Source organism: Tumebacillus amylolyticus (assembly GCF_016722965.1).
Taxonomy (GTDB): domain Bacteria; phylum Bacillota; class Bacilli; order Tumebacillales; family Tumebacillaceae; genus Tumebacillus; species Tumebacillus amylolyticus.
The window spans coordinates 197624-224278 of record NZ_JAEQNB010000003.1; the positions used below are offsets into that span (position 1 = coordinate 197624).

Below are 26655 nucleotides of genomic sequence, written 5' to 3' on the forward strand. Positions count from 1 at the left end.
GTTGTAAATTCTGCTTATTAGTAAAATCTACAACCTGATAGTTTTTCAAAAAAACCCCCACATCTCTAGGAGGTCATGGAATGTCTAAGGATCAACTGCTGGAACAGATTGAATTCCTGAAGCAAGCCGCAGAATTGACCGGCGACGCTCGCTTGAAAGCTGCACTGTCGATGATTCAACTCATGCCGGCGGGTTCTCCCCAACAAAAAGGCATGGTCGCGGAAGTGTACCGTCAAGTGAAAGAAGCGATGAACGGCTACAGCCAAGCATCTGCTCCGGAACTTGAATGGGAGCCGACCATTCTGCCGCAAGCCCCGGAGGGCGACGACCAGTATGACGTCATCATCATCGGTTCCGGCATGGGTGGTCTCACCGCCGGTCTCGAACTCGCATCTGCGGGTGCGAAAGTGCTGATTCTCGAAGCGCACTATACCTTCGGGGGCGCGGCTCACAACTACATGCGCAAAGGCAAATACACCTTCGACGCAGGGGTGGAAACGGTCTCCGGCCTCGGCCATCTCGGTTCTGTCAACCATTTCCTGAAGCGCCATGACCTGTGGAATGACATCGAACTTCTGAAAACGAGCTTCCACTTCCGTATGGGTTCGCGCTATGTCGCCATCCCGAACACGCTGGAAGATTGGATCGAAGACCTCTGCCAGCGCTACCCGAACGATGCGGAAGGCATCCGCCCGTTCTTCCAAACCGCTATCACAGCTTATGAGGAAAAATACTCCTTCTTCGAGCCGGACCGCATCACGCCTCGCCCGCCTACCGACGAAGAGAAGATGTCATACGCACAGCTCCATCCGAACAACTACCGTCTGATGACCACCACTTGGGGTGAGTTCATGGGCGAGTACTTGAAAGACCCGGCGCTGCGCAAGGAAGTCTCGTTGCTCACGCACTTCATCGGCGACCGCAACGAAGACACCCCGACGTCGGACATGCTGCCGTTGCTCGGCTACTTCATCGTCGGCGGCTACCGCATCAAGGGCGGTTCGGCGAAACTCGCCAACGCGTTGATCAGCAAATTCCGTGAGTACGGCGGTGTTGCACGCCACTCCGTCACCGTCAACAAAGTGATCATCGAAAACGGCGTCGCCAAGGGCGTTGAGACGGAAAAAGGCACGTTCTACGCGCCGATTGTCATCTCCAACGTCGACCCGCGCCTGCTCTATGAAAACCTCGTCGGCCTCGAAAACCTCACCGAAGACTACCAAGCCAAAGTCGCAACCCTCGAACCGTCGATGTCGGCGTTTATCTTCCAAGGAGTCTTCTCCAAGCCGTTCCCGACCGATGCGATCGTCACCTACTACTTCGATGAGCCGGTTGAAGCGCCGGAAATCGGCATGACCATCGGCCGTTGCTCCTACGTTTCGGCAGGGACCCACGACCCGGAACTGTTGCCGGATGGCGAAGGTCAACTGACGATCAACTTGAACTACCCGGCGGATGCGGACAAGTTCGCTGCGATGAGCAAGGAAGAATACGCAGAACTCAAAGAAAAACTCGACGGCGTGTTCATGAAACTCCTGCGCAAAATCGACCCGGACATGGCCGACCACCTGCTGTGGTTCGAAATCTCCACGCCGAAAACTGCGCGTCAATACCTGCGCACGTACCAAGGCTCGATCTACAACATCCGCTTTGACAAAGACCGCAAGTTCCCGAACACCAACGCTCCGATTCAAGGCCTGTACCTCTGCGGTGCCGGCGTACACGGACCGGGTGTGGAAGCCGTTGTCATCTCCGGCGGCTATGCGTCTGAGAAAGTTAAATCCCACTTCGAAGCCCGCCGTGAAGCGGCTGTGAAGTAATCTGACACGAGGAGGTTCCACGAATGCAAATTTCTGAACAATTGGAGTTTATCCGCCAAGTCGCCACGTTCTCCGGCGACACCCGTCTGGAAAAAGCACTGGAATTGATCGCTTCTTTCCCGGAAGGTTCTGAAGAACAAGTGAAAATCATCGAGGAAGTCTACACCGAAACCTACTCCGCGATGCAAAAATTCTTGGAAACCGGCCAACCGCCGGAAACCGAATGGGAACTGACCGTATTGCCGGAAGCACCCCAAGCCGAAGACCAATACGACGTAATCATCGTCGGCTCCGGCGTCGGCGGCATGACGGTCGGTGTTGAATTGGCACAAGCAGGCGCGAAAGTGCTGATGCTCGAAGGCCACTCCGTCTACGGCGGTGCAACCCACACGTACAACCGCAAAGGCAAGTATATCATCGAAGCCGGTGTCGAATCCGTCTCCGGTCTCGGCCCGTTGGGTGCGGTCAACCACTTCCTGACCCGCCACGATCTGTGGAAGGAACTCGAGTTCTTGAAAACCGAGTTCCACTTCTCCTACGGCGGTCACTACTGGGAACTCCCGAACACGCTCGAAGGCTGGGTCGACAGCCTCTGCTCGCGCTACCCGCAAGAGGCAGAAGGCATCCGCGGATTCTTCGACTTCGCAGAAAAAGCATACGTCGAGAAATACTCCTTCTTCGAATCCGACCGCCTCACCCCGCGCATGCCGACCGAAGAAGAAGTCATGTCGTACGCGCAGATTCACCCGCACAACTACCACCTCATGAACACCACCTGGGGTGAATTCATGGACGAATACCTAAAAGACCCGATGCTGAAAAAGGAAGTCTCCATGCTCTCCCACTTCATCGGTGACGCCAACGAGAACACCCCGACCTCGGACATGCTCCCGTTGCTCGGCTACTTCATCATCGGCGGTTTCCGCATCAAAGGCGGCTCTTCTCAACTCGCGAACGCCTTCATCACCAAATTCCAAGAGTACGGCGGCAAGATCATGGTCAACACCTCCGTCAAAAAGTTCCTCGTGGAAGACGGCAAGATCGCAGGCGTCGAAACCAGCAAAGGCAATTTCTACGCACCGATCGTCGTCTCCAACGCCGACACCCGCATGACGTTTGAATCGCTGCTGGGTCTGGAACACCTGAGCGAAGAATACCAAGAGCTCGTCAAAGGACTGAAGCCGTCCGCTTCTGCGTACATCTTCCAAGGCTTCATGAAAAAACCGTTCCCGCACAAAGCGATGGTCACCTACTACTTCAAAGAGCCGAAAGAACTCAAAGAGTACGGTCTCACCTTCGTCCGTTGCGCCTACTTCTCGTCTCCGGCCCACGATCCGTCCCTGTTCCCGGAAGGCGAAGGCGGCATCACCCTCAACTTGGTCGCCAAAGCAGACCTCGACTACTACAACAACATGAGCCCGGAAGAATACGCAAAGCTCAAAGAGAAGCTCGGCGAACTCTTCATGGAAATCGTCCGCGAGATCGACGCCGAAACGGCTGACAACATGGTCTCCTACGAAATTTCCACACCGAAATCGGCTTCCCGCTACATCCGCACCTACCAAGGCTCTGTTTACGGCACGAAGCCGGATCGCAAGAACGAATTCCCGAAAACCAAGACCCCGATGCCGGGCCTCTTCATCTGCGGCGCGGGCCACTTGGGCGCCGGTGTAGAAGCCGTTCTGATCTCCGGTGGTTTCGCCGCCGATGCGATCAAACCGCACTTCGAAGCACGCCAAGCAGCCGCTGTGAAATAAAAAAAAGACCGTCGAGATCGTGAGATCTCAACGGTCTTTTTTTGTGGAGAGCGGCAGTCAGATCTGCAATTCCCCGAGTCGCACCAACTCGACCACTGCTTGCGAGCGTCCTTTGACGTTCAGCTTTTTCATCACATTGCTAATGTGGTTGCGGACCGTCTTCTCGCTGATAAACAGTTGGTCAGCGATTTCCTTGGTCGTCTTGTCTTGAACGAGAAGTTCGAAGACTTCTCGTTCACGAATGGTGAGTAGGGATTTTCCTCGCGTGTCCTTGCCCGCTGTCACTCTCGATCCCTCCTTGCTCGGGTCATGAAGTCAAGGTCTAGGGATTCAGTCAGGTTATCTTATGTGGAGGGGGTGCCTAACGGTGCGGGTTTGGGACGGGATGGTCAACAAAAAAAGGCCTTCCACGAGAAAGACCTTTCGCAATGCATCTGTACATACCTTACCCCACGAGCAACTTGATCTCCATGATGCCCATCTCTTGCAGTTCAAGCGGAACAACGTACGCAATCTCCCCAGCCGGTTGAGTGATGGTATCGCCTACCTGCACTTGCGGCGGCGTGATGTCGAAGTTCATCCCACTGTTGGACAGTTGCATACAAGCGTTGCCCGAAATCATGTTGGCCAATTCAGCAACAGCGCTCTGGCTCATCTCGTCAAATGCGCTCAATTCAAAACCGCCCATCATCGCAGAAGCGATCTTGATCGCCATCTCCGGCGAGAGACCGAACGCGACTTGACCGTCCATGTGACCCTTCAAATCGATACGAATCCATACATGATGCGAATGAAGGTCGGGGGTCGCCGGTGTCACCGTTCCCGGATTCATTGCTGCAGGTGTCATCATCTGGAGGACCTGTTGGGCGGACTCAAGAAACGGAACTATGATCTGTGCGTGCATGGAGTACCACATCCCCTTTTGCTCATGCTCACGTAACACTTATTTATGAAGGACACTTATTTTATCATTATAAGCTAAACGAGAGTTTTCGACAAGACTTGACTCTAAAAAAGACCACCTGTCGGCGAGCGGCAGGTGGTCTTCGGTGTAAGTCTCTCGCGGGTCTAGCGTTTCAACCAAGAAGAGATTGCGTGGCGGTTAACCGCCTTGTTCATCGCTGCAATCGACGTGGTGAGCGGGATGCCTTTCGGGCAAACCTGCACACAGTTTTGCGAGTTGCCGCATTCATGGATGCCGCCTTCGCCCATCAGAGCTTCGAAACGGTCTTCCTTGTGCATCTCACCGGTCGGGTGCGTGTTGAAGAGACGAGCTTGCGAGATCGCGAACGGACCGATGAACTTGGTGCGTTCGTTGACGTTCGGGCACGCTTCGACGCAAGCGCCGCAGGTGAAGCACTTGGAGAGCTCGTACGCCCATTGACGTTCACGTTCTGCCATGCGCGGGCCGGCACCGAGGTCGTAGGTACCGTCGATCGGCACCCATGCCTTGACGCGTTGCAGAGCCTTGAACATGCGGGAACGGTCGATGACGAGGTCACGGACAACCGGGAAGGTGCGAGCCGGCTTCAAACGGATCGGTTGCTCCAGTTGGTCAATCAGCGCGGAGCAAGCTTGGCGCGGCTTGCCGTTGATGACCATCATACAAGCGCCGCAGATTTCTTCCAAGCAGTTCGATTCCCAAGCGACCGGTGCAACATCCTTGCCGGAAGAGTTTTTCGGGCTGCGCTGAATCTCCATCAGGCAAGCGATGACGTTCATGTTCGGACGGTACGGAACGCGGAATTCCTCCGTGTAGGCTTGGCCGTCCTGACGGTCTTGGCGTTCAATGATCAGGTGAATTTCTTTTGTGCTCATTTCTGTCTCCTCCTTTCTACTCTATTTCTTAGGAATGCTTGTCGACTGCGTAGTTGCGCAGACGCGGCTCGATCAGGGAGACATCGACTTCTTCGTAGGAAACGACCGGGCCGTCCGGAGTCCAAGAAGCGATGGAGGACTTCAAATAGCGCTCGTCGTTACGTTCCGGGAAGTCCGGTTTGTAGTGCGCACCGCGGGATTCGTCACGGAGCAGTGCGGAGACGGTCATCGCCCGTGCCAGTTCAAGCATGTTCCACAGTTGGCGGGTGAACGGTGCCATCATGTTCTCCCAACGGGACTTGTCAGCCATGCCGATGTTCTTGAAACGTTCCATCAGTTCGACGATCTTCTCTTCGGTTTTCTTGAGGCGATCGTTGTAGCGAACGACGGTCATGTTGTCGGTCATGATTTGGCCGAGCTCACGATGCAGCGCGTACGGGTTCTCCGTACCCTCCATCTTGAGGATCGACTCGTACTTCTGCTCTTGCTTGGTGCGTTCGGTTTCGAACACAGACTTGTCGAGATCGGCGGAAGACTTCTTGAGGCCTTTCGCGTACTTAACAGCCGACGGGCCGGTGACCATACCGCCGAAGATCGCGGAGAGCAAGGAGTTCGCGCCCAGACGGTTTGCACCGTGGTACTGGTATTCGCACTCGCCCGCTGCGAAGAGGCCCGGGATGTTGGTCATTTGGTTGTAACGGCCGTTCTTGTGATCGTCGACGAAATCGACCCACATGCCGCCCATCGAATAGTGGACAGCCGGGAAGATCTTCATCGGGACTTTGCGCGGGTCGTCGCCGGCAAACTTCTCGTAGATCTCCATGATCCCGCCAAGTTTGACGTCGAGAACTTCCTTCGGAATGTGCGACACGTCGAGGTACACCATGTTCTCGCCGTTGATGCCGAGGCCTTGGTCTACGCAGACGGAGAAGATCTCACGAGTTGCGATGTCACGCGGAACGAGGTTGCCGTATGCCGGGTATTTTTCTTCGAGGAAGTACCACGGTTTGCCGTCCTTGTACGTCCAGACGCGACCCCCTTCACCACGAGCGGACTCGGACATCAGACGCAGTTTGTCGTCGCCCGGGATCGCAGTCGGGTGAATCTGGATGAACTCGCCGTTCGCGTATTTGACACCTTGTTGGTAGAGCGCGGATGCCGCGGTACCGGTGTTGATGATCGAGTTGGTGGAACGGCCGAACACGAGGCCCGGGCCGCCGGTTGCCATGATCACAGCGTCGCCGGTGAAGGATTGGATTTCCATCGAACGCAGGTCCTGTGCGGTGATGCCGCGGCAAACGCCTTCGTCATCGAGGATTGCGGAGAGGAATTCCCAGCCTTCATACTTTTGAACGAGACCTTGGGACTCGAAACGGCGCACTTGCTCGTCGAGCGCGTACAGCAACTGTTGGCCGGTGGTTGCGCCCGCGAACGCGGTACGGTGGTATTGGGTGCCGCCGAAACGACGGAAGTCCAGCAGACCTTCCGGAGTACGGTTGAACATAACGCCCATACGGTCCATGAGGTGGATGATGCCCGGCGCAGCGTCACACATTGCTTTGACCGGCGGTTGGTTGGCGAGGAAGTCGCCACCGTAAACGGTGTCGTCAAAGTGTTCCCACGGGGAGTCACCCTCACCCTTGGTGTTGACGGCGCCGTTGATGCCACCCTGTGCGCACACTGAGTGGGAACGTTTAACAGGTACTAACGAGAACAAGTCAACCGGGATGCCGTCTTCACAGCACTTGATGGTTGCCATCAAGCCTGCCAGACCGCCCCCGACGACGATGATGCGTTGGTTGCTCATTGCATTTCCTCCTAACTGTGCGATTGCCTACGACGATTAACCGTGGAATGCCACCAGTGCGGACACGCCGACAGCGGACAGCACGACGAACAAGCCCATCAGCACGTATGCGGATACGCGCTGTGCACGCGGGCCGACAGTGACGCCCCAATGGATCAAGAAGCCCCAGAGGCCGTTCGCAAGGTGGAAGACGGCACAAACGGTACCGATGATCATGAAAGCGTATTGCAGCGGATTGGTCAGGATCTGGTGAACCATGTCATACGTCGGACCATCCGGCAAGATCTTAGCAGTCCAGAGATGGTACAGGATGAAGATGAAGGTGATGACACCCGAAACGCGTTGCAGGGTGAACATCACGTTGCGGCCCCAAGAATACTTGGAACCGTTGTACCCGGAGGTGTACGCCACATACATGCCGTAGACGCCGTGGTACAGGAGCGGCAAGAAAATGAACACCCACTCGATGATCGGCAGGAACGGCATGCTCTCCAACATGCCCGCTTTTTCATTGAACGCCTCTGCACCTTTGGTTGCGAATGCGTTCATGGTCAAATGGATGAACAAGAACAAAGTGATAGGTACTACCCCGAGCAGACTGTGCAAACGACGGAACAGAAAGTCTCGGTTTACTTGATTGTTTGCCACATAGATCCTCCTTCCGAAAATAGCCGTGTGTACACGGCCGTGCTTCCCCGGTACGTGCAATCTATCACATACCCGATTTTACGCTCCCAATGAAACCGATATCATGCGCCCCCCTTTGATGGACCTCCCGGAGGGGCTCCGGCGGCCTGTTAACGCTTTATAAATTGTACTGTTTTGGCAGAAGTCATGTCAAGAAACTGTCACACATACCTTGACACCATTCGACGTATACTGTCGAATTGCTCCGCCAAATACAATCTTTCAACGAATTTGCAGGTTCCCACAGTATGCCTAGTATGGGACACAAAAGGAAAGGTCATGCTCCTGTAGCATGACCTGACAGCCGGGTGTGCTACCATGCATGTCGAACGGAAAGCAACGCTTCGTTAATCGAAGGAACTTGTTGCTTCCATTCTACACCCGGTACAATTTCCCCTTCAACCGGCAGGAGCACGGCTGTACGCTCATTTGCCCCTGTTTTGTAGAGTGTTTGTAAAGTTTGTTGCAGTTCCTGCTCCGACACGCCCCCTACCAGCCAACCTTGGCGCACGAGACCGTTTTTTTGTGCCACTTCTCCGCGAGCATTGAGGAACGCGCCTTGGGTGAGCAGGCTTTCGACCACTTTCACTTCGATTTCCTGCACGTCATCCGGGCGACAACAATAGGACAAGTACCAAGCGTTGCCTTGCGCTTTTTTCGCTCCGGCGTCGCCTGAGATGCGGCGTTTCCACGACGGACGGCGAATGGAGCTCTCTCCGCACAGCAGCGCGGTCAAGTCTTCGATCACGGCGCTGGCCGTCGGGAATTCCCCTGCCCCGCGACCGGAGAACGTCAACTCGCCCACGACGTCCGCTTGGATCGTGACGGCGTTGAACACGTCGTTGATGTTCGCCAGCGGATGGGCTTTGGGCAACAAGCGCGGGCGTACGGAGAGCTGCAAGCCATCGTCTGTCTCGCGCGCGTTGCCGATCAGTTTGATCGAGTAGCCCAGGCGTTCCGCCAGTTCGAGATCGGCCGCTTGCAGAGAGGTGATGCCCACGCGTTCGATCTGCGCGAGGTCAACTTCCGCTTCGTACGCGAGGTTGGTGAGGATCGCGAGTTTGTAAGCAGCATCGAAGCCCTCGACGTCTGAGGTCGGATCGGCTTCTGCATAGCCGAGCGCTTTGGCGTCTTCCAAGATGTCGGCGTACTCGCGCCCCGTGCTGCCCATCTCGGTCAAAATGTAGTTGCACGTGCCGTTCAGAATGCCGGAAATTCCCTTGACACGGTTTGCCGTCAAGTAGCCCTGCAACATGCGAATGACCGGAATGCCCCCGGCAACACTCGCTTCAAACAACAGGTGGGCACCGCTTTGCTCGGCGACGGCGAGCAATTCGGCACCATGTTTTGCCATCAGTTCTTTGTTCGCCGTGATGACGTGGCGCCCGGTGCGCAGGGCTTCCGTGATCACCGTGCGCGCCGGTTCCAGACCGCCCATCACTTCGATCAGCACATCGTATTCGGCGTTCAAAACATCTTCAGGATAAAGCGTCAGCAGCCTTGCGTCGATGTCGAACTGACGCTCTTTTTCCAAGTCGCGAACGAGAATCGACGTGACCTCCACTTCGTACCCGGTGCGTTTTCGAATCGTCTCCCGGTTGCTGTGGAGGGTCTTGAACACACCGCCGCCGACCGTGCCAAGGCCCAAAATTCCTACGCGCACCGTGCCTTTTTTCTCTGCTGTCATATTCATCATCCCTCCACTCGTTGTAAAAAGCGTTTTACGGTCTCCGACGTCTGCTCCGCTTCAATCAAAAACGCATCGTGTCCATGCACCGATGCGATTTCCGCATACTCGCACTTCACGCCCGCTCGGAGCAACGCCTCGTAGCAGGCCCTCTGTTCAACTGACGGGTACAAACGGTCACTGTCGATCCCAACCCACAGCACGTTTGCCGTAATACGCTGCAAGGCTTCCTGCAGGCCCCCACGGTCGCGTCCGATGTCGTGATGGTCCATTGCGTTCAACAAGCAGAGGTAACTGCCGGCATCGAATCGATTGACCAACTTCTGCCCGTGGTGGGCGAGGTAGCTTTGGATCTGGTAGGAAGCGGCGTTCGGTGTCGTCTCCCGCCCGAAGCGATCTTCGAACAGTTCATAGGAGCGGTAGGTAATCATACCGATCTTGCGTGCCAAGGCAAAGCCTTGCAGGGGGCCAGGACCGTCGTAGTAGTCGCCTCCGTTCCAGGCGGGGTCGTTGGTGATCGCGGTGCGCATCGCGTCGTTGTAAGCGATGGCGAGCGCCGAGAGCTGTTGAGCGGAGGCGATCGGGATGCAGTGGCGCACGAACGATGGATAGGTCACCGCCCATTCGATCGCTTGCAGCCCGCCCATCGAACCGCCGATGACGAGGTGCAAGTTCGGAACGCCGAGTTCCTGCAGCAACCGATGTTGCAAGTGAACCATGTCGCGAATCGTCACAGTCGGAAACGAACTGCCGTAAGGGTGCCCCGTCTCCGGGTTCACCGATTGCGGCCCCGTTGAACCGATGCAGCCGCCGAGCACGTTTGAGCAGATGACAAAATACCGCTCGGTGTCCAGCGCTTGCTTCGGTCCAACCACGCCGTTCCACCATTGCGATGCCTGCGCGTCTCCTGTCAGCGCATGACAGACCAAGACAGCATTCGTCCCCGTCTCGTTCAAGGTTCCGTGCGCTTCATACGACACCTTCACTTCGCGCAACAACGCCCCGCTCTCCAAGCGGAACTCAGGCAACACCAACGTCTTCGTACGACACTTCTCCAACACCGTCAACCTCATCCCAACCTTTCTCTCGAGAGCATAAAAAAGACCCCCTGCTTGTGAATTACAAGAGGAGGTCCTGTATGTACAGTCCACCTCTTATCTGTCAGACAGGCGTCTACACGCCGTGTCTGCTGGATTTAGCACCTCTTCGCCTGTTGTGTACAGACGAGGTTGCCGGGCTTCGTCGGGCCAGTCCCTCCGCCGCTCTCGATAAGAGTTTCACGTTATGGTTTTGTTGTTTACTTCTAGTCTTACCATGTTGTAACACGTTTCATTCAAAAGTGTCAAGAATTTTCGTACGTTTCGCGTCGAGTCCCAGCGCGGTGTGCAAGACACGCACCGCTTCGTGGACGTGGCTTTTTTCCACCAGACAGGAGCAACAGGTGACGCTGACGTGCAGGCCGTGCACCGAGATGTCGGCCCCTTCCAGCGCAACTCGAATCTGCGGGTGCAGCTCGGCTCCTGTGGTCAGCGGCGCGGCGACGACTGAGATCTTGGCGAGGTCACCATCGGCTTCGAACGTGTCTCCCGGCCAGCCGGATTGCAGGTCGGGGTCCAGTGCGATCCCGTAGACGGGCAGTGCTAGAGCATTCGCTACCGTCGAGGTGAGCAGCGTCCCCGGATCGTCGTACTCGAAGGAGGAGCGCACGCGCACGGGAACACGGTGTCGGCGAGCCGCTTCAACAGCCCGCGGGTGCAGGACGTTCGCCCCGAGATGCGCCAATTCCCACATCTCGTCGTAGGGAATCTCGTTGATTCGCTGTGCGTGCGGGACGATGCGCGGGTCGGTGGTATAGACACCGTCCACGTCGGTGTAGATTTCGCACAGATCGGCACCCAACGCCCCTGCCAGCGCAACGGCTGTCGTGTCGGAACCGCCTCGACCGAGCGTGGCGATCTCTCCACAGGGGGTCAACCCTTGGAATCCGGCGACGATGACGATCTTGCCCTGCCCCAATTCGGCCCAGATGCGCGTCGGGTCGATGTCGATGATCCGCGCACGCCCGTGGTGAGACTCCGTGCGAATGCCCGCGAGCCCGCCGGTGAGCGAGATGCTCGACGCACCCAACTGCTGCACGGCAATCGCCATCAGCGCGCAGGTGACCTGCTCCCCCGTGGAGAGCAACATATCAATTTCTCGCGGCGACGGATTGTCTGACAGAAGACCTGCCAAGTCCACCAAATGATCGGTGGTATGCCCCATCGCCGAGACGACGGCGACGACTTGGTGCCCGGCCTGTGCCGTCTCAACGAGACGACGTGCCGCTTTTTGAATGCGTTCTGCGTCGGCGACAGATGTGCCGCCGAATTTTTGTACGTAGATCGTCATTGGGAATCCCTCCATCGGATCGTAAAAAACCCCCACTTTTTAAATAAAAAAGAGGGGGTCCTGTATCCAGGATTCCACCTCTTATCTGCCAAGCGTGTACGGTACACACGCTTGCTGGATTTAGCACCTCTTCGTTCGTGTGGGTACGAACGAGGTTGCCGGGCTTCGTCGGGCCAGTCCCTCCGCCGCTCTCGATAAGAGTGAATCATCACGTTTATGAAGTTATTACCTGTTTTATCACGGACTATGCGTGGCTGTCAAGACCTGCCACGACAGCTTCTTGTACAGAATCGAGCCCAAACGAAGTGTGCAGAGCTTGCACCGCTTGGTGTGCGCGATCTTGATCGATTACGGTCGAAACTTTGATCTCCGAGGTGGAAACCATCTTGATCGAAATGCCCGCATCGGCAAGCGTTGCAAACATCTGCGCCGCAACCCCCGGGTTCGAGATCATGCCCGCGCCGACGATGGAGACTTTCGCCAAGTTTTGTTCCACAGAGAGTTGCACATCCGGAAATTGCGATTTCAGCGTCGTCAGCGTGGTGTCGAGATCGTCCTCGCCAATCGTGAAGGAGATGTCCGATTGCTCGTCATGCACAACCGATGTGACGATGATGTCCACGTTGACCGCTTGATCCGCCAATGCTTGGAAGATGCGTTTCAAGTTGCCGGTGCGGCTTTGCACACCCACCAGACCGACTTTGACCACGTTCATGTCGTGAGCGATCCCTCGTACGATTTGTCCTTGTTCCATTGCTGCGACCTCCTCTACCAGCGTACCCGGATTGTGATTGAAGCTCGAACGCACCATCAGCGCGACGTTGTATTGTTTCGCAAATTCGACGGCGCGCGGATGCAGGACGCCTGCTCCCAAGTGCGCCAGTTCCAGCATCTCATCGTAGGAGATCGCCGAAAGTTTGCTCGCTGCTTTCACGACGCGCGGGTCGGTGGTATAGACGCCGTCCACGTCGGTGTAGATTTCGCATAAGTCCGCTTTCAGAGCTGCGGCCAACGCGACCGCCGTCGTGTCGGAACCGCCGCGACCCAGCGTCGTGATCGAGCCGTCCTCGGAGGTGCCTTGGAACCCGGCGACGATGACGATGCTCCCGTCGTTCAGCGCTCCGTGCAGACGAGTCGGGTCGATGTCGGTAATCCGTGCGCGACCATGCACCGCCTCGGTCGAGATCCCGGCCAGACCGCCTGTGAACGAAATGCTTGTATGCCCCAGTTGTTGAACGGCCATCGCGAGCAACGCAATGGAAATTTGCTCCCCTGTCGAGAGCAACATGTCCATCTCACGCGGTGACGGATTGGTCGTCAATTGACGCGCGAGGTCGATCAGGTCGTCTGTCGTATCGCCCATTGCGGAGACGACGACCACGACGGAATTCCCCTCGTTCGCGGACTCCACGACGCGGCGTGCCACACGCTGGATGCGTTCGGCGTTGGCGACCGAAGAGCCGCCGAACTTTTTCACAATCAATGCCATAGGTTTTCTCCACTCCCATCCTGTCTCTGTGCTGTGACTTTTCACATTGCGGGTGAGAGGACTCCGTTCCTAAAATAAAAACAGCCGTAAGAAAGGGAATCCCTTCCTACGGCTGAAAACAGACGTACGGTGTCCCTCTTCTCCCCTGGTTGTGAGATAGTCCTCCACGTGACGACGGGTAAATTCCGTCACGTGACAGTCCTGCACTTGTTCAATGCAGACCCAGCCTGAAGTCACCCGGTGTGTCCTCGGCTTCGGCGAACGTCCCTTTCCCCACGATTCATTGAGATCCCGGTCTCTCCTCGTACGTACTCTTGATCGATTCGCGCCTCTACTCACCTCGTTGAGAGATGAGGTTCCTATAAAACTTTCGTTAGTATATCATGCCTGCGCCAAAAAATTCAAGATCTCTCGCGCCAACTTGTCCCCGACTCCCGCTTTGCGGTATTCTTCGACGCTGGCGGTCTTCATCGCTTGCACGGAGCCGAAGTGTTTGAGCAACGCTTTGCGACGTTTCTCTCCCACACCCGGAATGTCGTCAAGGACAGAGCGGAACGCGTTTTTCCCCTTGGTTTCGCGGTGGAAGGTGATCGCAAACCGGTGAACTTCGTCTTGGATGCGCGTCAGCAAGTAGAAGCCCTGCGACGTGCGGTCGATCGGAATCGGGGCAGGGTCTTCGCCGAGGAAGAGTTGCGATGTGCGGTGACGGTCGTCCTTGGCAAGTCCGCACACCGGGATGTCGAGACCCAATTCGTTCTCCAAGACATCGAGCGCTGCGTTGATGTGGGCGCGACCGCCGTCGACGAGCACCAAGTCCGGGAGGGACTGGTTCTCTTTTAGCAAACGGGTGTAGCGACGGCGGATGACTTCGCGCATCGAAGCATAGTCGTCCGGGCCTTGGACGGTCTTGATCTTGAACTTGCGGTAATCTTTGCGTGACGGTTGGCCGTCGACGAACACGATCATCGCCGCTACGGCGTCCGTGCCTTGGATGTTCGAGTTGTCGAACGCTTCGATGCGACGCGGCGTCGGGATCATCATCGCTTCCCCGATTTGCTCGACGGCGCGGATCGTGCGGTTCTGATCGCGTTCCATCAGTTTAAAACGCTCGTTGAGGGCGATCTTGGCGTTCTCAACCGCCATGTCGACGAGTTGTTTTTTGTCCCCGCGTTGCGGCGTTTTAACGTGGACGCCCTTGAGCCACTCCTCCAGCACTTGCGCTTCTTCGCCTTCGTAGGGCAGGAGAATTTCCTTGGGGAGATCGGCGTTGTCGATGTAAAATTGCGTAACGTATGACAAAAAGTCCTCACGTTCTTCGCCGTGGTACGGGAAGATCTGGACATCGCGTTCAATCAGTTTGCCTTGGCGCATGTAAAACACTTGGACACACATATGCTCTTTGTCAGCAAAATAGCCAAACACGTCGCGGTCAACGGTGTCGGCCATCGTGACTTTTTGCTTCTCCATGACGCGCTCGATGGCTTCGATCTGATCGCGCAGTTCCTTGGCGCGCTCGAAATTGAGGTTCTCCGCTTCCTGCATCATCTGGTCGCGCAAGTTGTCGGCGATCTCGCGATGACCTCCGTTTAGAAAACGGGTGATCTCTTTGACCATGCCTTGGTACGTTTCCGGCTCGACTTTGTATTCACACGGTGCGATGCATTGGTTGATGTGATAGTAGAGACAGACTTTGTCTTTGAGCGTCTTGCATTTGCGCAAAGGGTAGAGGCGGTCGAGCAGTTTCTTGGTCTCGTAGGCAGCTTGCGAGTTCGGGTAGGGTCCGAAATACTTGCCTTTGTCCTTCGATACTTTGCGCACGATGTCCAGTTTCGGATGCTCTTCGCCGGTGATCTTGATATACGGGTAGGTCTTGTCGTCACGCAACATGATGTTGTACGGCGGTTTGTATTGCTTGATCATGTTGCATTCCAGCACCAGCGCTTCGACGACGGTGTTGGTGACGATGTATTCGAAGTCGGCGATGTTCGAGACCATCAGTTGGGTTTTGCCATCGTGGCTCCCTGTAAAGTACGAGCGAACACGGTTCTTCAAGACTTTGGCTTTGCCCACGTAGATAATCTCGCCGCCGGCGTTTTTCATCTGGTAAACGCCCGGTTTGTCGGGCAGGAGTTTGAGTTTCTCACGGATTCGCTCACGCACGTCCATGTGCGATCACCCGCTTTCTAGTAAACTGTCGTACTCTCTATTCTAGCAAAAACGGCGTGATCAACTCTAGTAGCACTTTCTTGCTTTGCAACCCGATGATTCGTTCAACGACATGTCCTTCTTGGAACAAGAGCAGGGTCGGCACGCTCATAATTCCATGATGATGCACGAGTTGACCGCAATGATCCACATCCAGACTGAAAACCGACATCGACTCGCCGTACTCCTCCTCGATTTCGGTCAGCACGTCCTCTTGACTTTGGCAGGGTGAACACCAAGCTGCATGAAAGTAGACGAGGACCACGCCCTGTTGTGTATGGCTTTGGAAGTTTGATTCTGATGTTGGTTTCATACCTTCACGCCCCCCTACTCATACTACATGGCTTTCCTCATCTAGGCAAAAAAGTCCTGCCGCACGCGTGCGACAGGGCTTTTTTTACTTCGGGGTGTCGTCTTGCGGGTGCAAGATCTTCGGTCGTTTCGATTTCCAACCGGCCGGCGGGCGGAACAGGACATGCACGAGAGCGGCGCGATTGAACGGAACCAACGGCCAGAAGTACGGCGTGTCCAACGCTTTGGTGCGCATGAGCAGGACCAGCCAGAGGATGACGCTTGCGACAAAGCCCCAGAAGTTAAAAATTCCGGTTAGGACAAGCATTCCCAAGCGGATCATCTGGTTGGCGAGCGCCAGTTCATAGCTCGGCGTGGCGAATGTGCCAATCGCCGCAATCGATGTGATCAGCACCGCTTCGTTGGTGAAAAACCCCACATCAATCGCCACCGACCCGATCATCATCGCGGCGACGAGTCCGAGTGCGGAGCCCAGCGGGTTTGGCGTGTGAATCGACGCCATCCGCAAGAGCCCAAGGCCGAATTCGGCGGCCATCAGTTGCCAGAACACGGAGAGCGTCAGCGTTTTGTCGGGAAACAGGAACTGGAAGTGATCCGGCATAAATGTCGGTGTGGAGACCAAGCCCAGCCACAACGGACTCAGAAAAATCGACAACATGATGGCGATGAAGCGCAACCAACGGACAAACACGCCGATGACCGGCTTCTGACGGAATTCTTCAGCGTGTTGCAGGTGATGGAAAAAAGTCGTCGGCGTAATCATGACGCTCGGCGAGGTATCGACGTAGACGAGCACGTGTCCTTCCAATAGATGCACGGCGGCGACGTCGGGACGCTCCGTGTAGCGGACGAGCGGATACGGGTTCCAGTTGCGTCCGAATACGAGCTCCTCCACCGTCTTCTCCGCCATGGGGAGGCCGTCGATTTCAATCTCGCTGATCTTGTTTTTGATCAATTCGACGAGGTCCGGGTTGGCGATTCCGTCGATGTAGGCGACGACGATGTCCGTTTTGGAGCGCTCTCCGGCGCGGACGAACTCCATGCGCAGTCCTTCGTCGCGAATGCGGCGGCGGGTCAGTGCGGTATTGAAGCAGATCGTTTCGGTAAAACCATCGCGGGCTCCGCGCACAACGCGTTCAAGGTCGGGCTCCTCCGGGCCGCGGGCCGGGTAGGTGCGGGCGTCCACGGAGACCGCTTGGTCCTCGCCGTCGATGAGAAAGACGAGCGGGCCGGAGAGAACGGCGTTTTTGAGGTCTTCGAGATTGTCGATGGTTTCGACTTCAAGATAGCCGATCTGGGTCTGAAGTAGTTGTTGAATTCCTTGCGTGGTGAAGCTTTGTTGTTGGATTCCGGCGAGATGTTCCATGACGCGGTTCATGATGTCGTCTTTGGCAAATCCGTCGATAAAATAGAGCGCGAAGTCGCGCCCGGCATAGTGAAGTTCGCGGCAGAGCATGTCGAAATTCTTGTCGACTCCGAGCTCGCGGTTGAGGATGTCGAGGTTGTCGCGCAGGTTTTTGGAGATCTTGCGCGGGGCGGTCGAGGAGGCTTGCATGTTCTGTCATCACTTCCCTTTCCTGCAGGCATACTTTCACAGTATGAGTTGGGAGACGGGGGTTCATACTCATGGAGAAAGGGAGGTGGATGGAATGGCAGACACGCCAAAGCGCAAGGAGTTTGTCAATCGCGAGTTGGAGTATGTGCAATCGATGCAAAACACATTGGTACCCGAAGAGTTTCCGGAGGGGCCGTATGCGGCGTCGGTGTATTTGGATCAAAAAATCGGCAAGTCCACGCCGTGGGAGCCGGGTCAGCAGACCAACCATCGTTTCTTCGACGAAAACCCGGAATCCACCGACAGCCTCGCCCATCCGCCGAGTGCAGAACTGCCCGATCTCTAAGAAAAAAACGCCCTGTGCACAAGATGTGCGCAGGGCGTTTTTTTGCGATTGTGTTACTTACCCATTTTCGATTTGAGGGCAGCCAGCTCGTCGTCGATGTCCGAGGAGTTTTTCTTGAGGTTCTTGAACTCATCATCCAGCGAACGGGAGGAGCCGTGCAGTTGCTTGGACGCTTCTGCTTCCGCCTCTGCTTGCAGGACTTTCTCCTCCATGCGGGAGAAACCTTTCGCTGCGTTGTCGGTGCCGAAGCCGGACATGACTTCGTTGATTTGCTTTTGCGCCTTCGCCGCTTCGTGACGAGCTTTGAGGGTGTCTTTTTTGTTCTTCATCTCTTCGAACTGGTCTTTCATTTCGGAGAGGCGGCCGCGCAGGTCGTCAGCCGTGACTTTTGCGTTTTGGTATTGTTGCTTGTAGTCGGCCGCTTTCTCGGCAACAGACTTTTTATCAACGAGTGCGCGGCGAGCGAGGTCTTCGTTGCCTTGCTCCAGCGCCATCATCGCTTGTTGTTCACGCTTGGTGACGAGTTCGGTTGCTTCTTCGAATTGTTGCTTCAATTTCATTTCAACGGCGATTTGCTTTGCAACTGCAACTTCTGCGTCTTGGATGTCTTCCTCCATGTCGCGCAGGTATTGCTCCAACATTTTCACCGGATCTTCTGCTTTATCCAGAAGTGCGTTGATGTTCGACATGGTCAGATCGCGAAGACGTTTAAACAGGGCCATTGTATGACAACCTCCTAAGTGTGAATTACATTTTTGTTTATGCTATGTTTTACGGCTGAACTCCGGATAGGTTTCAGGATTTTGCAAAAAACTTTTTTTATCAACACAACTAGTATCTCCAAGTCCTCATCATCTTCATAAAAAAGGAGCACACCCTTCAGATGTCCATCAAGACTCCGTTCGTCTCCCTGCTCGCTTGCTTGACACTGTTGACATCCATGCTCGTTCCACCTGCGACGGCTGCCGTCCCTCCGGACACGACGCTGCGCCTGTCGCTCAGTTCCACGACCGGACTCGGTTTGCACCCGCATACAGAGAGCGTCGTGGCACACAACGCCTACGAAGGCCTCGTCCGCTACAACCCGCGCGATCCGCAGGGCGGCGTCTTGCCCGGCACGGCATCCTCTTGGAACATTTCCGATGACGGCAAAACGTATACGTTTCACTTGCGCGATGCGTTCTGGAGCGACGGCTCCCCTGTAAAAGCGCAAGACTTCGTCTATGGATGGCACCAGTGGAACCCGCATCTCCCGCTGCCTCAGATCAGCATGTTCGACATCAACACCGCAACGGCTCTCGATGAGAAAACCCTGCAAGTCACGTTCGTTCGTCAAGGTGACGATCTGATTCGCGAAGTCGCCAGCGATTATCTCCAACCGATTCAACAGACGTTCGCGGAGGCAAAGGGCGAACTCTTCGGCTCGACGGCAGCCACCTCGCTGTTCAACGGGCCGTTTGTCGCCCGTGATGTGGAAAAAGGCACCGTCGTCCTTGAGAAAAATCTGAAGTATTGGGACGCTGCCAACGTCAAAATTGAAAAAGTCGTCCTCTACAACGCCCTGGACGACTCGACGTCCGCTCGCATGTTGAGCAACGGGGAACTGGACCAAGCGGAGTTTGCCCAAACGTATGGACGCTTTTTTGACATGTCGTTGCTTCATTCGTTGAACAATTCGACCGGGAACTACTTGGAATTGAACGCCCAATCCGGTCCGACCGCAAATGTCCATATCCGCCGTGCGCTGTTGCTGTCGGCTCCTCTATCCAGCGGGTTGCACGGGTTTATCCCGTACTCCATCGCCGGTGCGAAGGGAGAGTACCGCACGTCCAACCCGATCCCGTTGGCGGAAGACCTCACGAAAGCCAAACAAGAACTCCAGCAAGGTCTGGCAGAACTCCACCTGTCCGAACTCCCGCCGTTAACCCTCATCTCAGAAGAGTCATCCTCTTATCTAAATGCAGTTGCCGCGTGGGAGCAGGGTCTGGGCGCGAACATCCAAGTCCAAACCACGACTTCCTTCGAAGACAAATTGCAGCAGATCTCCAAAGGCAATTTCTCCATCGCTACGATGAATTGGGGACCTGACTTCAATGACCCGATGACGTTCTTGGGTTTGTATCATTCAGGCTACGGTTATTACCAAAATGTCTGGCACGATCCGTCGTATGACGCTCTGCTCGACGACATCAACGCCACCCACAACAACCCGACCCTGCGCGAGCAAAAGATTCGCACCGCAGAGCAAGCGGTGTTAGACAACGCCGTCATCATTCCGTTAAAAAACTTCCGCCCGTACGAGCAACTCATCCAACCTTATGTAGACTTAGGCATCACGGTTTGGAATCGCCTGCCGAACTTCGCCTTTGCAACCAAAACGACGCGCCCGATGCTCCATGTTTCAGACTTCCATGACGCAGCCGATATTCCGGACTATGCCCGTCCGTCCATTGAAAAGATGATGAACGCCGATGTGCTGAAGGGTTCGGGGGGCCTCTACGACCCGAATGGACAAGTCACCCGTGAGCAGTTTGTCAAAATGATCGTCAAAGGGATGGGCATCTCCACCACCACGTCTCCGGTAAAGTTTCAAGACGTGGACAGCGACTCTTGGTCTTATGATTATATCTATGCAGCTGCGTCCTCGAACATCGTACACGGTTCGCAAAATGCCGGGGGTGCTTGGTTGTTTAAACCAACCGATCCCGTAACCCGCGCCGAGATTGCGACGATGATCGTACATGTTTTGAAACTGCCGGCTTCCGGTACAGGCGGAACCTTCCCGGACGTTGCAAACCACTGGGGAAAAGTTGCAATCCAGACCGCCAAAGCCAACGGCCTGTTCAACGGCTACGAGGACGGATCGTTCCGTCCGGACAACAACGCCACCCGTGCAGAAGCGGCCAAGATCATCGACAACACCCTCTCCAAACTCGCCTGGCCCCACGTATACGACGTTCACCAGTAACGACGATTCAGCAAAAAAAAAGCATCCCCACCGCTCAGGCGAAGGGATGCTTTTTTCTCATATCCGATGCTCTTAGTCTTCCATCGTGGACAGGTCGCCCGTCGGCAAGCCCAGTTCCCACGCTTTGAGCACGCGGCGCATGATCTTGCCGGAACGGGTCTTCGGCAGTTTGTCGCGGAACTCGATCTCACGCGGAGCGGCGTGTGCGGCGAGCCCGGTTTTGACAAACTCGCGAATCTCCGCAATCAGCTCATCCGTCGGCTCATAGCCTTCGCGCAACGCGATGAACGCTTTGATCACTTCCCCGCGCAACGGGTCCGGCTTGCCGATGACACCCGCTTCTGCAACGGCCGGATGCTCCACGAGCTTCGATTCCACTTCAAACGGGCCCACGCGCTCGCCCGACGTGTTGATCACATCGTCGATCCGGCCCTGGAACCAGAAGTAGCCGTCTTCGTCCTTGTACGCCGAGTCTCCGGAGATGTACCACGGCTTGAGACCGAAGTACTCCTCGTACTTCGCCGGGTTGTTCCAGATCTTGCGCATCATCGACGGCCACGGGGCGCGAATCGCAAGGTTGCCCATCGTGTTCGGTGGCAGTTCGTTGCCTTCATTGTCGACGATCGCCGCGTAGATTCCCGGGAAGGGCTTGCCCATCGAACCCGGCTTCATCGGCATCGACGGGTAGTTGGAGATCATCTGCCCGCCGGTTTCGGTCATCCACCAGTTGTCATGGATGCGCTTGCCGTAGACTTTCATCCCCCAACGCACCACTTCTGCGTTCAGCGGCTCTCCCACCGAGAGGATGTGGCGGACGGAGCTCAGGTCGAATTTTTTGACGAGATCGTCGCCTGCCCCCATCAACATGCGAAACGCAGTCGGAGCGGAGTACCATACAGTAACGTTGAAGCGTTGCAGGGTGTCGTACCAGTCCTCCGGTGTGAAGCGCCCGCCGCGAATCACAGAGGTAGCGCCCTGCAACCACGGACCCCAAATGCCATATGCGGTCCCCGTCACCCAACCCGGGTCGGCGGTACACCAGAACACATCGTCCGGACGCAGGTCGAGAATCCATTTGCCGGTCTGGTAGTGCTGGATCATCGCATTGTGAACATGGAGGACGCCCTTGGGCTTGCCGGTGGAGCCCGAGGTGTAGTGCAACACGAGTCCGTCTTCGCGGTCTACCCACTCGATTTCCAAGTCCTCAGACGCATCCTTCATCTCTGCATCAAACGAGATTTCCTTCGGTGCCAGTTCTCCCTCGGCGCCGACGAGGAACACATGTTGCAGTTCCGGCAGTTCAGACACCGGAACACGTTGTTGGAGTTTGGGCGTCGTGACGATGGCAATCGCGCCGGCGTCTTCGAGTCGGTCGCGAACCGCCCCTTCCATAAACGCTTCAAAAAGCGGCCCGACGATCGCGCCGATTTTTACAGCCCCGAGCAACGCCGCGTACAATTCAGGAGAGCGCGGCATGAAGATGAAGACGCGGTCGCCTTTTTTCACACCGTATTTTTTCAAAACGTTACCGAATTTATTGGACAAAGCTTTCAGCTCTGCAAACGTATATTTCTCATCGCGGGTGGCATCGCTGTAATAGAGGGCGATGTGATCGCCGCGGCCCGTATCGACATGGCGGTCAATGGCTTCATAAGCAACGTTGATCTTGCCCGTCGTCGACCAAGAAAGTTCCTTCTCGACTTCGGCCCAATCGAACGTGGCATAGGCTTCGTCATAATCCTTCATGTTATACTGGGTGGCCAGTACTCCGATCAGCTCGTGCGTCTTTTCTGACATGAACAAGACAACCCCCTTATTTTGCTAACTTGCAGAATATTGTAACATAGTGAAAGCGCAAACAACAGGTTTTCGACTCCAAATCCTGTATAATAAAAACCATCGAGCGTGGAGGTGAGTCTCATTTGAACCATCCCAAAACGTACGCTTCAAAAACGATCACGACGCCCGCAGGCAAACTGGTGATCGAAGGACCTGTCTCACCGGAACACTTGGCCGCCTTGACGTTTCACGAAGGCTTGAAAGCGTTCCGCCCGGCCCCTCGCCAGCAAGAAGCTTTGGTGGACATCGCAGCACTGCCGGAGGGGCGCATCATCCTCGTGCGCGCCGACGAACTCGTCGTCGGCTATGTCACCTATCTCTACCCCGACCCGATGGAACGCTGGGCCGAAGCCAAGCTTGAGAACTTGCTCGAACTCGGCGCCATCGAAGTGGCGGCGCCCTACCGAGGCGGCGGCGTCGCCAAGGGCTTGTTGGAAATTTCCTTCACAGACGACTACATGAACGATTACATCGTGCTTTCCACCGAGTATTATTGGCACTGGGATTTGGAGGCAACCGGCATCTCCGTTTGGGAGTACAAGGAAGTCATGAAAAAAATCATGGGCTCCGTCGGCATGGAAGTGTTCGCCACCGACGATCCGGAAATCTGCTCCCACCCCGCCAACATGCTGATGGCACGCATCGGCACCCGTGTCGACCTCCCGTCCATCGAGCGCTTTCACAAGATCCGTTTCACCACTCGCAATTTGCTGTGATCCCTGAAGGGAGGCAACTTTTTATGTTAGTCGAATCGATCATGACCCCTGATGTACTGTCCGTCTCCCCGGACGCCACCGTCCAAGAAGCGTTGGAGATCACAAAAAAGCACCGCATTCGTCATCTGCCGGTGCTTCTGGGCGGCAAACTGACCGGCCTGATCTCCGACCGCGATCTGCGCGATGCCGCACACGCCCCTGAAACCCGCGTGGAGCAATGGATGGTGCGCGACGTCATCACCTGCCATCCACTCGATTTCGTCGAGGACGCGGCCGCCACGATCTACAGAAACCGCGTCGGCTGCTTGCCCGTCGTCTCCAAGGGCCAAGTCGTCGGCATCGTCTCCGAACGCGACATCTTGAACAACCTCGTCGAGATGATGGGCGTCAACTCTCCGACGACTCGCGTGGAAGTAGAAGTTCCGGACAAGCCGGGAATGCTTGCCGAAATCGCCGACCTGTTGCGGGCCCGCCGCCTCAACGCATCGACCGTGATGGTTTTCCCAAGTACAACCGAGGGCTACAAAACGCTGGTATTCCGCGTCGGAACGATGGACCCGCGCCGTTTCATTCATGACATCCAGAATGCCGGGTACAGCGTCGTACAACACCCGTCCGCCCTCGATGACGGCGAGGTGTGATCCCATGTCCCAAGGTATCGAAACCCCGACGGGAAAAAGCGCCTTTGTCTTCTCCGAAGACTTCACACGGTACAAATTTGCAGAAGACCATCCCTTCAACCCGAAGCGTCTGGTCATGACCCTCGAATTGATCAAACAACTCGGGCTCTTGGAGGAGCAGCATCTGTTCCAACCGGCTCCGGCGACCGATGAAGACCTGTTGCGCGTTCACGACTCTCGCTATCTCGATGCTGTCAAACGCGCTTCGCTCCCGACGGCCGACCCCGACCATTTCGCCGCGTGGGGACTCGGAACGGAAGACACACCGATTTTCCCCGGCATGCACGACGCTTCCAGTCTCATCTGCGGCGGAACCAAGTTGGCGGCAGAATTGGTCATGTCAGGACAATACCAACACGCTCTGAACATGGCGGGCGGCCTGCATCATGCCCACCGCGCTCAAGCGTCCGGATTCTGTGTCTACAATGATATCGCCGTCGCCATCGCGCATGTACGAGAGAAATACGACGCCCGCGTCGTCTACATCGATACAGACGCGCACCACGGCGACGGCGTGCAATGGCTGTTCTACGAAGACCCGAATGTGTTGACGATCTCCTTTCACGAAACAGGCAAGTACCTCTACCCCGGCACCGGGGAACTGACCGAACGCGGTGAAGGCCGTGGCTATGGATATTCGCTGAACGTTCCCTTGGAAGCATTCACCGAGGACGACTCTTGGATGCAAGCCGTTCGGGACGTGCTCGTCCCGGTGCTCAACGCTTTCCAACCCGACTTGATTCTGCACCAAAACGGCTGTGACGCACACCGCTTTGATCCGCTGACCCATCTCGCCGCAACTACGCGCATCTACCGCGACATGCCCAAGCTCACGCACCAATTGGCCCATGAACTTTGCGAAGGTCGGTGGGTTGGAGTCGGCGGCGGCGGATACGACATCTGGCGCGTCGTGCCGCGCGCTTGGACGATGCTCTGGGCCGAGATCCTGGACGCCGAACTGCCGGAGAAAGTCCCGACCGACTGGTTGGAACGTTGGCAGGTTCAAGCTCCGTTTGAGTTGCCCACCACCTTCCTCGATCCGGTCGATCTGTTCGCTCCCATCCCGCGCCGCACCGAGATTACGGAAAAAAACGAGATCACCGTTCGCCGGGCATTAAATGGCACCCCCTTTCTTTTTTGAATAAGAGTGTAGTGGAGTGAAGGAATTATAACGCTTACGGCGAATTCCATTCCTTGAACCTTGAATCGGACTCCTGAGGGGGAGCTCAACATCATGATGTACTTGTCCTTTTTTACCTTCGCTATCTTATCTGTCTTTGCACATCAACAATATTTCGTGATTCCGGTCGGAAACCAGAGCCGGTTCCGCGAAGACGGGCACGTCTTGCTGTTCGCCGCTTCGATGTGGGTGGGCGGCTCGGTGATGCTCGCCTTCACCGCCGCATGCTACATCGCGGTCTATTCGTTCCAGCGCCTGCGTTACAAGTGGCCTTATAAACCGTTGAACTTGCTGCTTGTCTTCTCACAAGCGATCACGGTGCAACTCGTTCTGAGTTCCTTCGAACGCTGGTTGCCGGCCCAGAAACCCTTGGCGTTGTTTGTGATGATGTTTGCGACGGTGCTTACGACCCAGTTGGTCACGCTGTTTGTTTCCAGCCTCCTGTTCCAGATTTCTCTGCGTACCGGCGGTTGGAAGCGCGCCTTGCTAAAGTTCACGTTGATGGACTCCATCTATTTGACGCTCTACGTGATTGCAACCGCCTACGCTGATGTCGTAGAGGACACGCCTTGGCTTCGCATCTGCGCCCAAACGGTCATCGTCGTCTCCATCATCGGCCTCTATTACTGGCGCACCGTCGGGATCAAGCAAGACCGAACGGTCGAGATGCAAGTCCGCAAGTTGCAAGACCTCAACGCCCGGATGACCGTCGCCAACCAGCAAGTGTTGCTCGCCTTCGCTTCTTCGCTTGAGAAGCGCGACCCCTACACCGCCGGCCACAGCGAGCGGGTTGCCCAGTACGCCGTTGAGATCGCCGGCGAACTCGGGCTGACTGACGACGACTTGAAGGTCATCCACCTCGGCGGGCTTCTGCATGACATCGGCAAGATCGGCATCCCCGATCATGTCCTGAACAAGCCGGACCGTCTCACGGCAGAAGAGTATGACATCATGAAGCAGCACCCTGTGATCGGCGAAGAACTGCTCCGCCGCGTCTACACCACCTCTGAATTGCTCGACGAAGACCGACGCGAACGGATGCTGGAGATCGTGCTGTCTCACCATGAGCGCCCGGATGGCAAGGGCTATCCGCAAGGTCTGGTCGATGAGCAAATTCCGCTCTACGCCAAGATCACCGCCGTCGCCGACGCCTATGACGCGATGACCTCAAACCGCGCCTACCGCAACGCGATGTCGCAGGAACAGGCAACCCGCATCCTGCTCTCCGGACGCGAGACTCAGTTCTGGGCACCGGCCGTCGATGCCTTCGTGCGCGTTCTCGAACGCCGCCAATTCACCGCCGAATCGGATGTGATGCGCGAAGTCTCTTCGGCACTCGACCAACCCGCTTCCTAATCTAGCAAAAAGAGCACCTGTACGCCCCAAGGCGTGCAGGTGCTT

The 26655-nt window shown here is 56.1% G+C and carries 22 protein-coding genes and 3 riboswitches; of the genes, 8 read left to right on the forward strand and 14 right to left on the reverse strand.

Annotation, left to right across the window (positions count from 1 at the left end):
- Window positions 1–80 precede the first annotated feature (80 nt).
- Window positions 81–1820, forward strand: coding sequence for a phytoene desaturase family protein (locus tag JJB07_RS10950; RefSeq protein WP_201634902.1), 1740 nt, complete (start codon window positions 81–83; stop codon window positions 1818–1820).
- A gap of 23 nt (window positions 1821–1843) precedes the next feature.
- Window positions 1844–3577: a phytoene desaturase family protein gene (locus JJB07_RS10955; protein ID WP_201634904.1), complete on the forward strand. Its 1734-nt coding sequence runs from the start codon at window positions 1844–1846 to the stop codon at window positions 3575–3577.
- 57 nt (window positions 3578–3634) lie between these two features.
- Here JJB07_RS10955 and JJB07_RS10960 read toward each other — a convergent pair whose 3' ends face one another.
- The 12 genes from JJB07_RS10960 to JJB07_RS11015 all read right to left on the reverse strand — a co-directional run bounded on the left by JJB07_RS10960 (window position 3635) and on the right by JJB07_RS11015 (window position 17525).
- A complete protein-coding gene (locus JJB07_RS10960; RefSeq protein WP_038083164.1) occupies window positions 3635–3862 on the reverse strand; it encodes a helix-turn-helix domain-containing protein in 228 nt (75 codons plus the stop codon).
- Between the two features lie 160 nt (window positions 3863–4022).
- Window positions 4023–4427 carry a chemotaxis protein CheX gene (locus JJB07_RS10965; RefSeq protein ID WP_201634906.1) on the reverse strand — a complete coding sequence of 135 codons (405 nt, stop codon included), beginning with the start codon at window positions 4425–4427 and terminating at the stop codon, window positions 4023–4025.
- A 218-nt stretch (window positions 4428–4645) separates the two neighbouring features.
- Window positions 4646–5395 carry a succinate dehydrogenase iron-sulfur subunit gene (gene sdhB / locus JJB07_RS10970; RefSeq protein WP_201634908.1) on the reverse strand — a complete coding sequence of 250 codons (750 nt, stop codon included), beginning with the start codon at window positions 5393–5395 and terminating at the stop codon, window positions 4646–4648.
- A 28-nt stretch (window positions 5396–5423) separates the two neighbouring features.
- The gene (gene sdhA / locus JJB07_RS10975; protein WP_201634910.1) at window positions 5424–7202 is read right to left on the reverse strand and encodes a succinate dehydrogenase flavoprotein subunit; all 1779 of its coding nucleotides are present in this window, start codon (window positions 7200–7202) and stop codon (window positions 5424–5426) included.
- Window positions 7203–7238: 36 nt separating this feature from the next.
- Entirely contained in the window at window positions 7239–7850 is a 612-nt protein-coding gene (locus tag JJB07_RS10980) for a succinate dehydrogenase/fumarate reductase transmembrane subunit (protein WP_201634912.1), read from the reverse strand.
- A gap of 352 nt (window positions 7851–8202) precedes the next feature.
- The gene (locus tag JJB07_RS10985; RefSeq protein WP_201634914.1) at window positions 8203–9576 is read right to left on the reverse strand and encodes a homoserine dehydrogenase; all 1374 of its coding nucleotides are present in this window, start codon (window positions 9574–9576) and stop codon (window positions 8203–8205) included.
- Between the two features lie 5 nt (window positions 9577–9581).
- Window positions 9582–10634, reverse strand: coding sequence for a homoserine O-acetyltransferase MetX (gene metX / locus JJB07_RS10990; protein WP_236588012.1), 1053 nt, complete (start codon window positions 10632–10634; stop codon window positions 9582–9584).
- 93 nt (window positions 10635–10727) lie between these two features.
- A riboswitch (SAM riboswitch) is annotated at window positions 10728–10851 on the reverse strand.
- Between the two features lie 54 nt (window positions 10852–10905).
- A complete protein-coding gene (locus tag JJB07_RS10995) occupies window positions 10906–11964 on the reverse strand; it encodes an aspartate kinase (RefSeq protein WP_201634918.1) in 1059 nt (352 codons plus the stop codon).
- 78 nt (window positions 11965–12042) lie between these two features.
- Window positions 12043–12165: riboswitch (SAM riboswitch) on the reverse strand.
- A gap of 43 nt (window positions 12166–12208) precedes the next feature.
- On the reverse strand, window positions 12209–13453 hold the full coding sequence (locus JJB07_RS11000) for an aspartate kinase (RefSeq protein WP_201634920.1): 1245 nt from the start codon (window positions 13451–13453) through the stop codon (window positions 12209–12211).
- A 149-nt stretch (window positions 13454–13602) separates the two neighbouring features.
- A riboswitch (Lysine riboswitch) is annotated at window positions 13603–13795 on the reverse strand.
- Between the two features lie 39 nt (window positions 13796–13834).
- Window positions 13835–15613, reverse strand: coding sequence for an excinuclease ABC subunit UvrC (gene uvrC / locus JJB07_RS11005; RefSeq protein WP_201635562.1), 1779 nt, complete (start codon window positions 15611–15613; stop codon window positions 13835–13837).
- A 43-nt stretch (window positions 15614–15656) separates the two neighbouring features.
- Window positions 15657–15971 carry a thioredoxin family protein gene (locus tag JJB07_RS11010; protein WP_201634922.1) on the reverse strand — a complete coding sequence of 105 codons (315 nt, stop codon included), beginning with the start codon at window positions 15969–15971 and terminating at the stop codon, window positions 15657–15659.
- Between the two features lie 84 nt (window positions 15972–16055).
- The gene (locus JJB07_RS11015) at window positions 16056–17525 is read right to left on the reverse strand and encodes a spore germination protein (protein WP_201634924.1); all 1470 of its coding nucleotides are present in this window, start codon (window positions 17523–17525) and stop codon (window positions 16056–16058) included.
- 94 nt (window positions 17526–17619) lie between these two features.
- Between JJB07_RS11015 and JJB07_RS11020 the strand changes: the two genes are divergently transcribed.
- A complete protein-coding gene (locus tag JJB07_RS11020) occupies window positions 17620–17871 on the forward strand; it encodes a hypothetical protein (RefSeq protein ID WP_201634926.1) in 252 nt (83 codons plus the stop codon).
- 53 nt (window positions 17872–17924) lie between these two features.
- Here JJB07_RS11020 and JJB07_RS11025 read toward each other — a convergent pair whose 3' ends face one another.
- Complete coding sequence (locus tag JJB07_RS11025) at window positions 17925–18593, reverse strand: PspA/IM30 family protein (protein ID WP_201634928.1); 669 nt, start codon at window positions 18591–18593, stop codon at window positions 17925–17927.
- A gap of 161 nt (window positions 18594–18754) precedes the next feature.
- Here JJB07_RS11025 and JJB07_RS11030 point away from each other — a divergent pair, with 161 nt between their 5' ends.
- Complete coding sequence (locus JJB07_RS11030; RefSeq protein ID WP_201634930.1) at window positions 18755–20839, forward strand: ABC transporter substrate-binding protein; 2085 nt, start codon at window positions 18755–18757, stop codon at window positions 20837–20839.
- A gap of 72 nt (window positions 20840–20911) precedes the next feature.
- Here the strand turns inward: JJB07_RS11030 and acsA are convergent, their stop codons facing one another.
- Window positions 20912–22636, reverse strand: coding sequence for an acetate--CoA ligase (gene acsA, locus JJB07_RS11035; protein WP_201634932.1), 1725 nt, complete (start codon window positions 22634–22636; stop codon window positions 20912–20914).
- Window positions 22637–22761: 125 nt separating this feature from the next.
- On the opposite strand from acsA, the gene JJB07_RS11040 reads away from it, so the two are divergent.
- The 4 genes from JJB07_RS11040 (at window position 22762) to JJB07_RS11055 (ending at window position 26610) form a co-directional block, all read left to right on the forward strand.
- On the forward strand, window positions 22762–23394 hold the full coding sequence (locus JJB07_RS11040; protein ID WP_201634934.1) for a GNAT family N-acetyltransferase: 633 nt from the start codon (window positions 22762–22764) through the stop codon (window positions 23392–23394).
- 23 nt (window positions 23395–23417) lie between these two features.
- Complete coding sequence (locus JJB07_RS11045) at window positions 23418–24035, forward strand: CBS and ACT domain-containing protein (RefSeq protein WP_201634936.1); 618 nt, start codon at window positions 23418–23420, stop codon at window positions 24033–24035.
- Window positions 24036–24039: 4 nt separating this feature from the next.
- Window positions 24040–25215 carry an acetoin utilization protein AcuC gene (locus JJB07_RS11050; protein ID WP_201634938.1) on the forward strand — a complete coding sequence of 392 codons (1176 nt, stop codon included), beginning with the start codon at window positions 24040–24042 and terminating at the stop codon, window positions 25213–25215.
- Window positions 25216–25308: 93 nt separating this feature from the next.
- Complete coding sequence (locus JJB07_RS11055) at window positions 25309–26610, forward strand: HD-GYP domain-containing protein (protein WP_201634940.1); 1302 nt, start codon at window positions 25309–25311, stop codon at window positions 26608–26610.
- Window positions 26611–26655: the final 45 nt, after the last annotated feature.

Bases quoted from the DNA above. Each gene is read 5' to 3' on its own strand.
- JJB07_RS10950 (WP_201634902.1), top strand. From the start codon at position 81: ATGTCTAAGGATCAACTGCTGGAACAGATTGAATTCCTGAAGCAAGCC.
- JJB07_RS10955 (WP_201634904.1), top strand. From the start codon at position 1,844: ATGCAAATTTCTGAACAATTGGAGTTTATCCGCCAAGTCGCCACGTTC.
- JJB07_RS10965 (WP_201634906.1), bottom strand. From the start codon at position 4,427: ATGATGACACCTGCAGCAATGAATCCGGGAACGGTGACACCGGCGACC.
- sdhB (WP_201634908.1), bottom strand. From the start codon at position 5,395: ATGAGCACAAAAGAAATTCACCTGATCATTGAACGCCAAGACCGTCAG.
- sdhA (WP_201634910.1), bottom strand. From the start codon at position 7,202: ATGAGCAACCAACGCATCATCGTCGTCGGGGGCGGTCTGGCAGGCTTG.
- JJB07_RS10985 (WP_201634914.1), bottom strand. From the start codon at position 9,576: ATGACAGCAGAGAAAAAAGGCACGGTGCGCGTAGGAATTTTGGGCCTT.
- JJB07_RS10995 (WP_201634918.1), bottom strand. From the start codon at position 11,964: ATGACGATCTACGTACAAAAATTCGGCGGCACATCTGTCGCCGACGCA.
- JJB07_RS11000 (WP_201634920.1), bottom strand. From the start codon at position 13,453: ATGGCATTGATTGTGAAAAAGTTCGGCGGCTCTTCGGTCGCCAACGCC.
- JJB07_RS11010 (WP_201634922.1), bottom strand. From the start codon at position 15,971: ATGAAACCAACATCAGAATCAAACTTCCAAAGCCATACACAACAGGGC.
- JJB07_RS11015 (WP_201634924.1), bottom strand. From the start codon at position 17,525: ATGCAAGCCTCCTCGACCGCCCCGCGCAAGATCTCCAAAAACCTGCGC.
- JJB07_RS11020 (WP_201634926.1), top strand. From the start codon at position 17,620: ATGGCAGACACGCCAAAGCGCAAGGAGTTTGTCAATCGCGAGTTGGAG.
- JJB07_RS11025 (WP_201634928.1), bottom strand. From the start codon at position 18,593: ATGGCCCTGTTTAAACGTCTTCGCGATCTGACCATGTCGAACATCAAC.
- JJB07_RS11030 (WP_201634930.1), top strand. From the start codon at position 18,755: ATGTCCATCAAGACTCCGTTCGTCTCCCTGCTCGCTTGCTTGACACTG.
- acsA (WP_201634932.1), bottom strand. From the start codon at position 22,636: ATGTCAGAAAAGACGCACGAGCTGATCGGAGTACTGGCCACCCAGTAT.
- JJB07_RS11045 (WP_201634936.1), top strand. From the start codon at position 23,418: ATGTTAGTCGAATCGATCATGACCCCTGATGTACTGTCCGTCTCCCCG.
- JJB07_RS11050 (WP_201634938.1), top strand. From the start codon at position 24,040: ATGTCCCAAGGTATCGAAACCCCGACGGGAAAAAGCGCCTTTGTCTTC.
- JJB07_RS11055 (WP_201634940.1), top strand. From the start codon at position 25,309: ATGATGTACTTGTCCTTTTTTACCTTCGCTATCTTATCTGTCTTTGCA.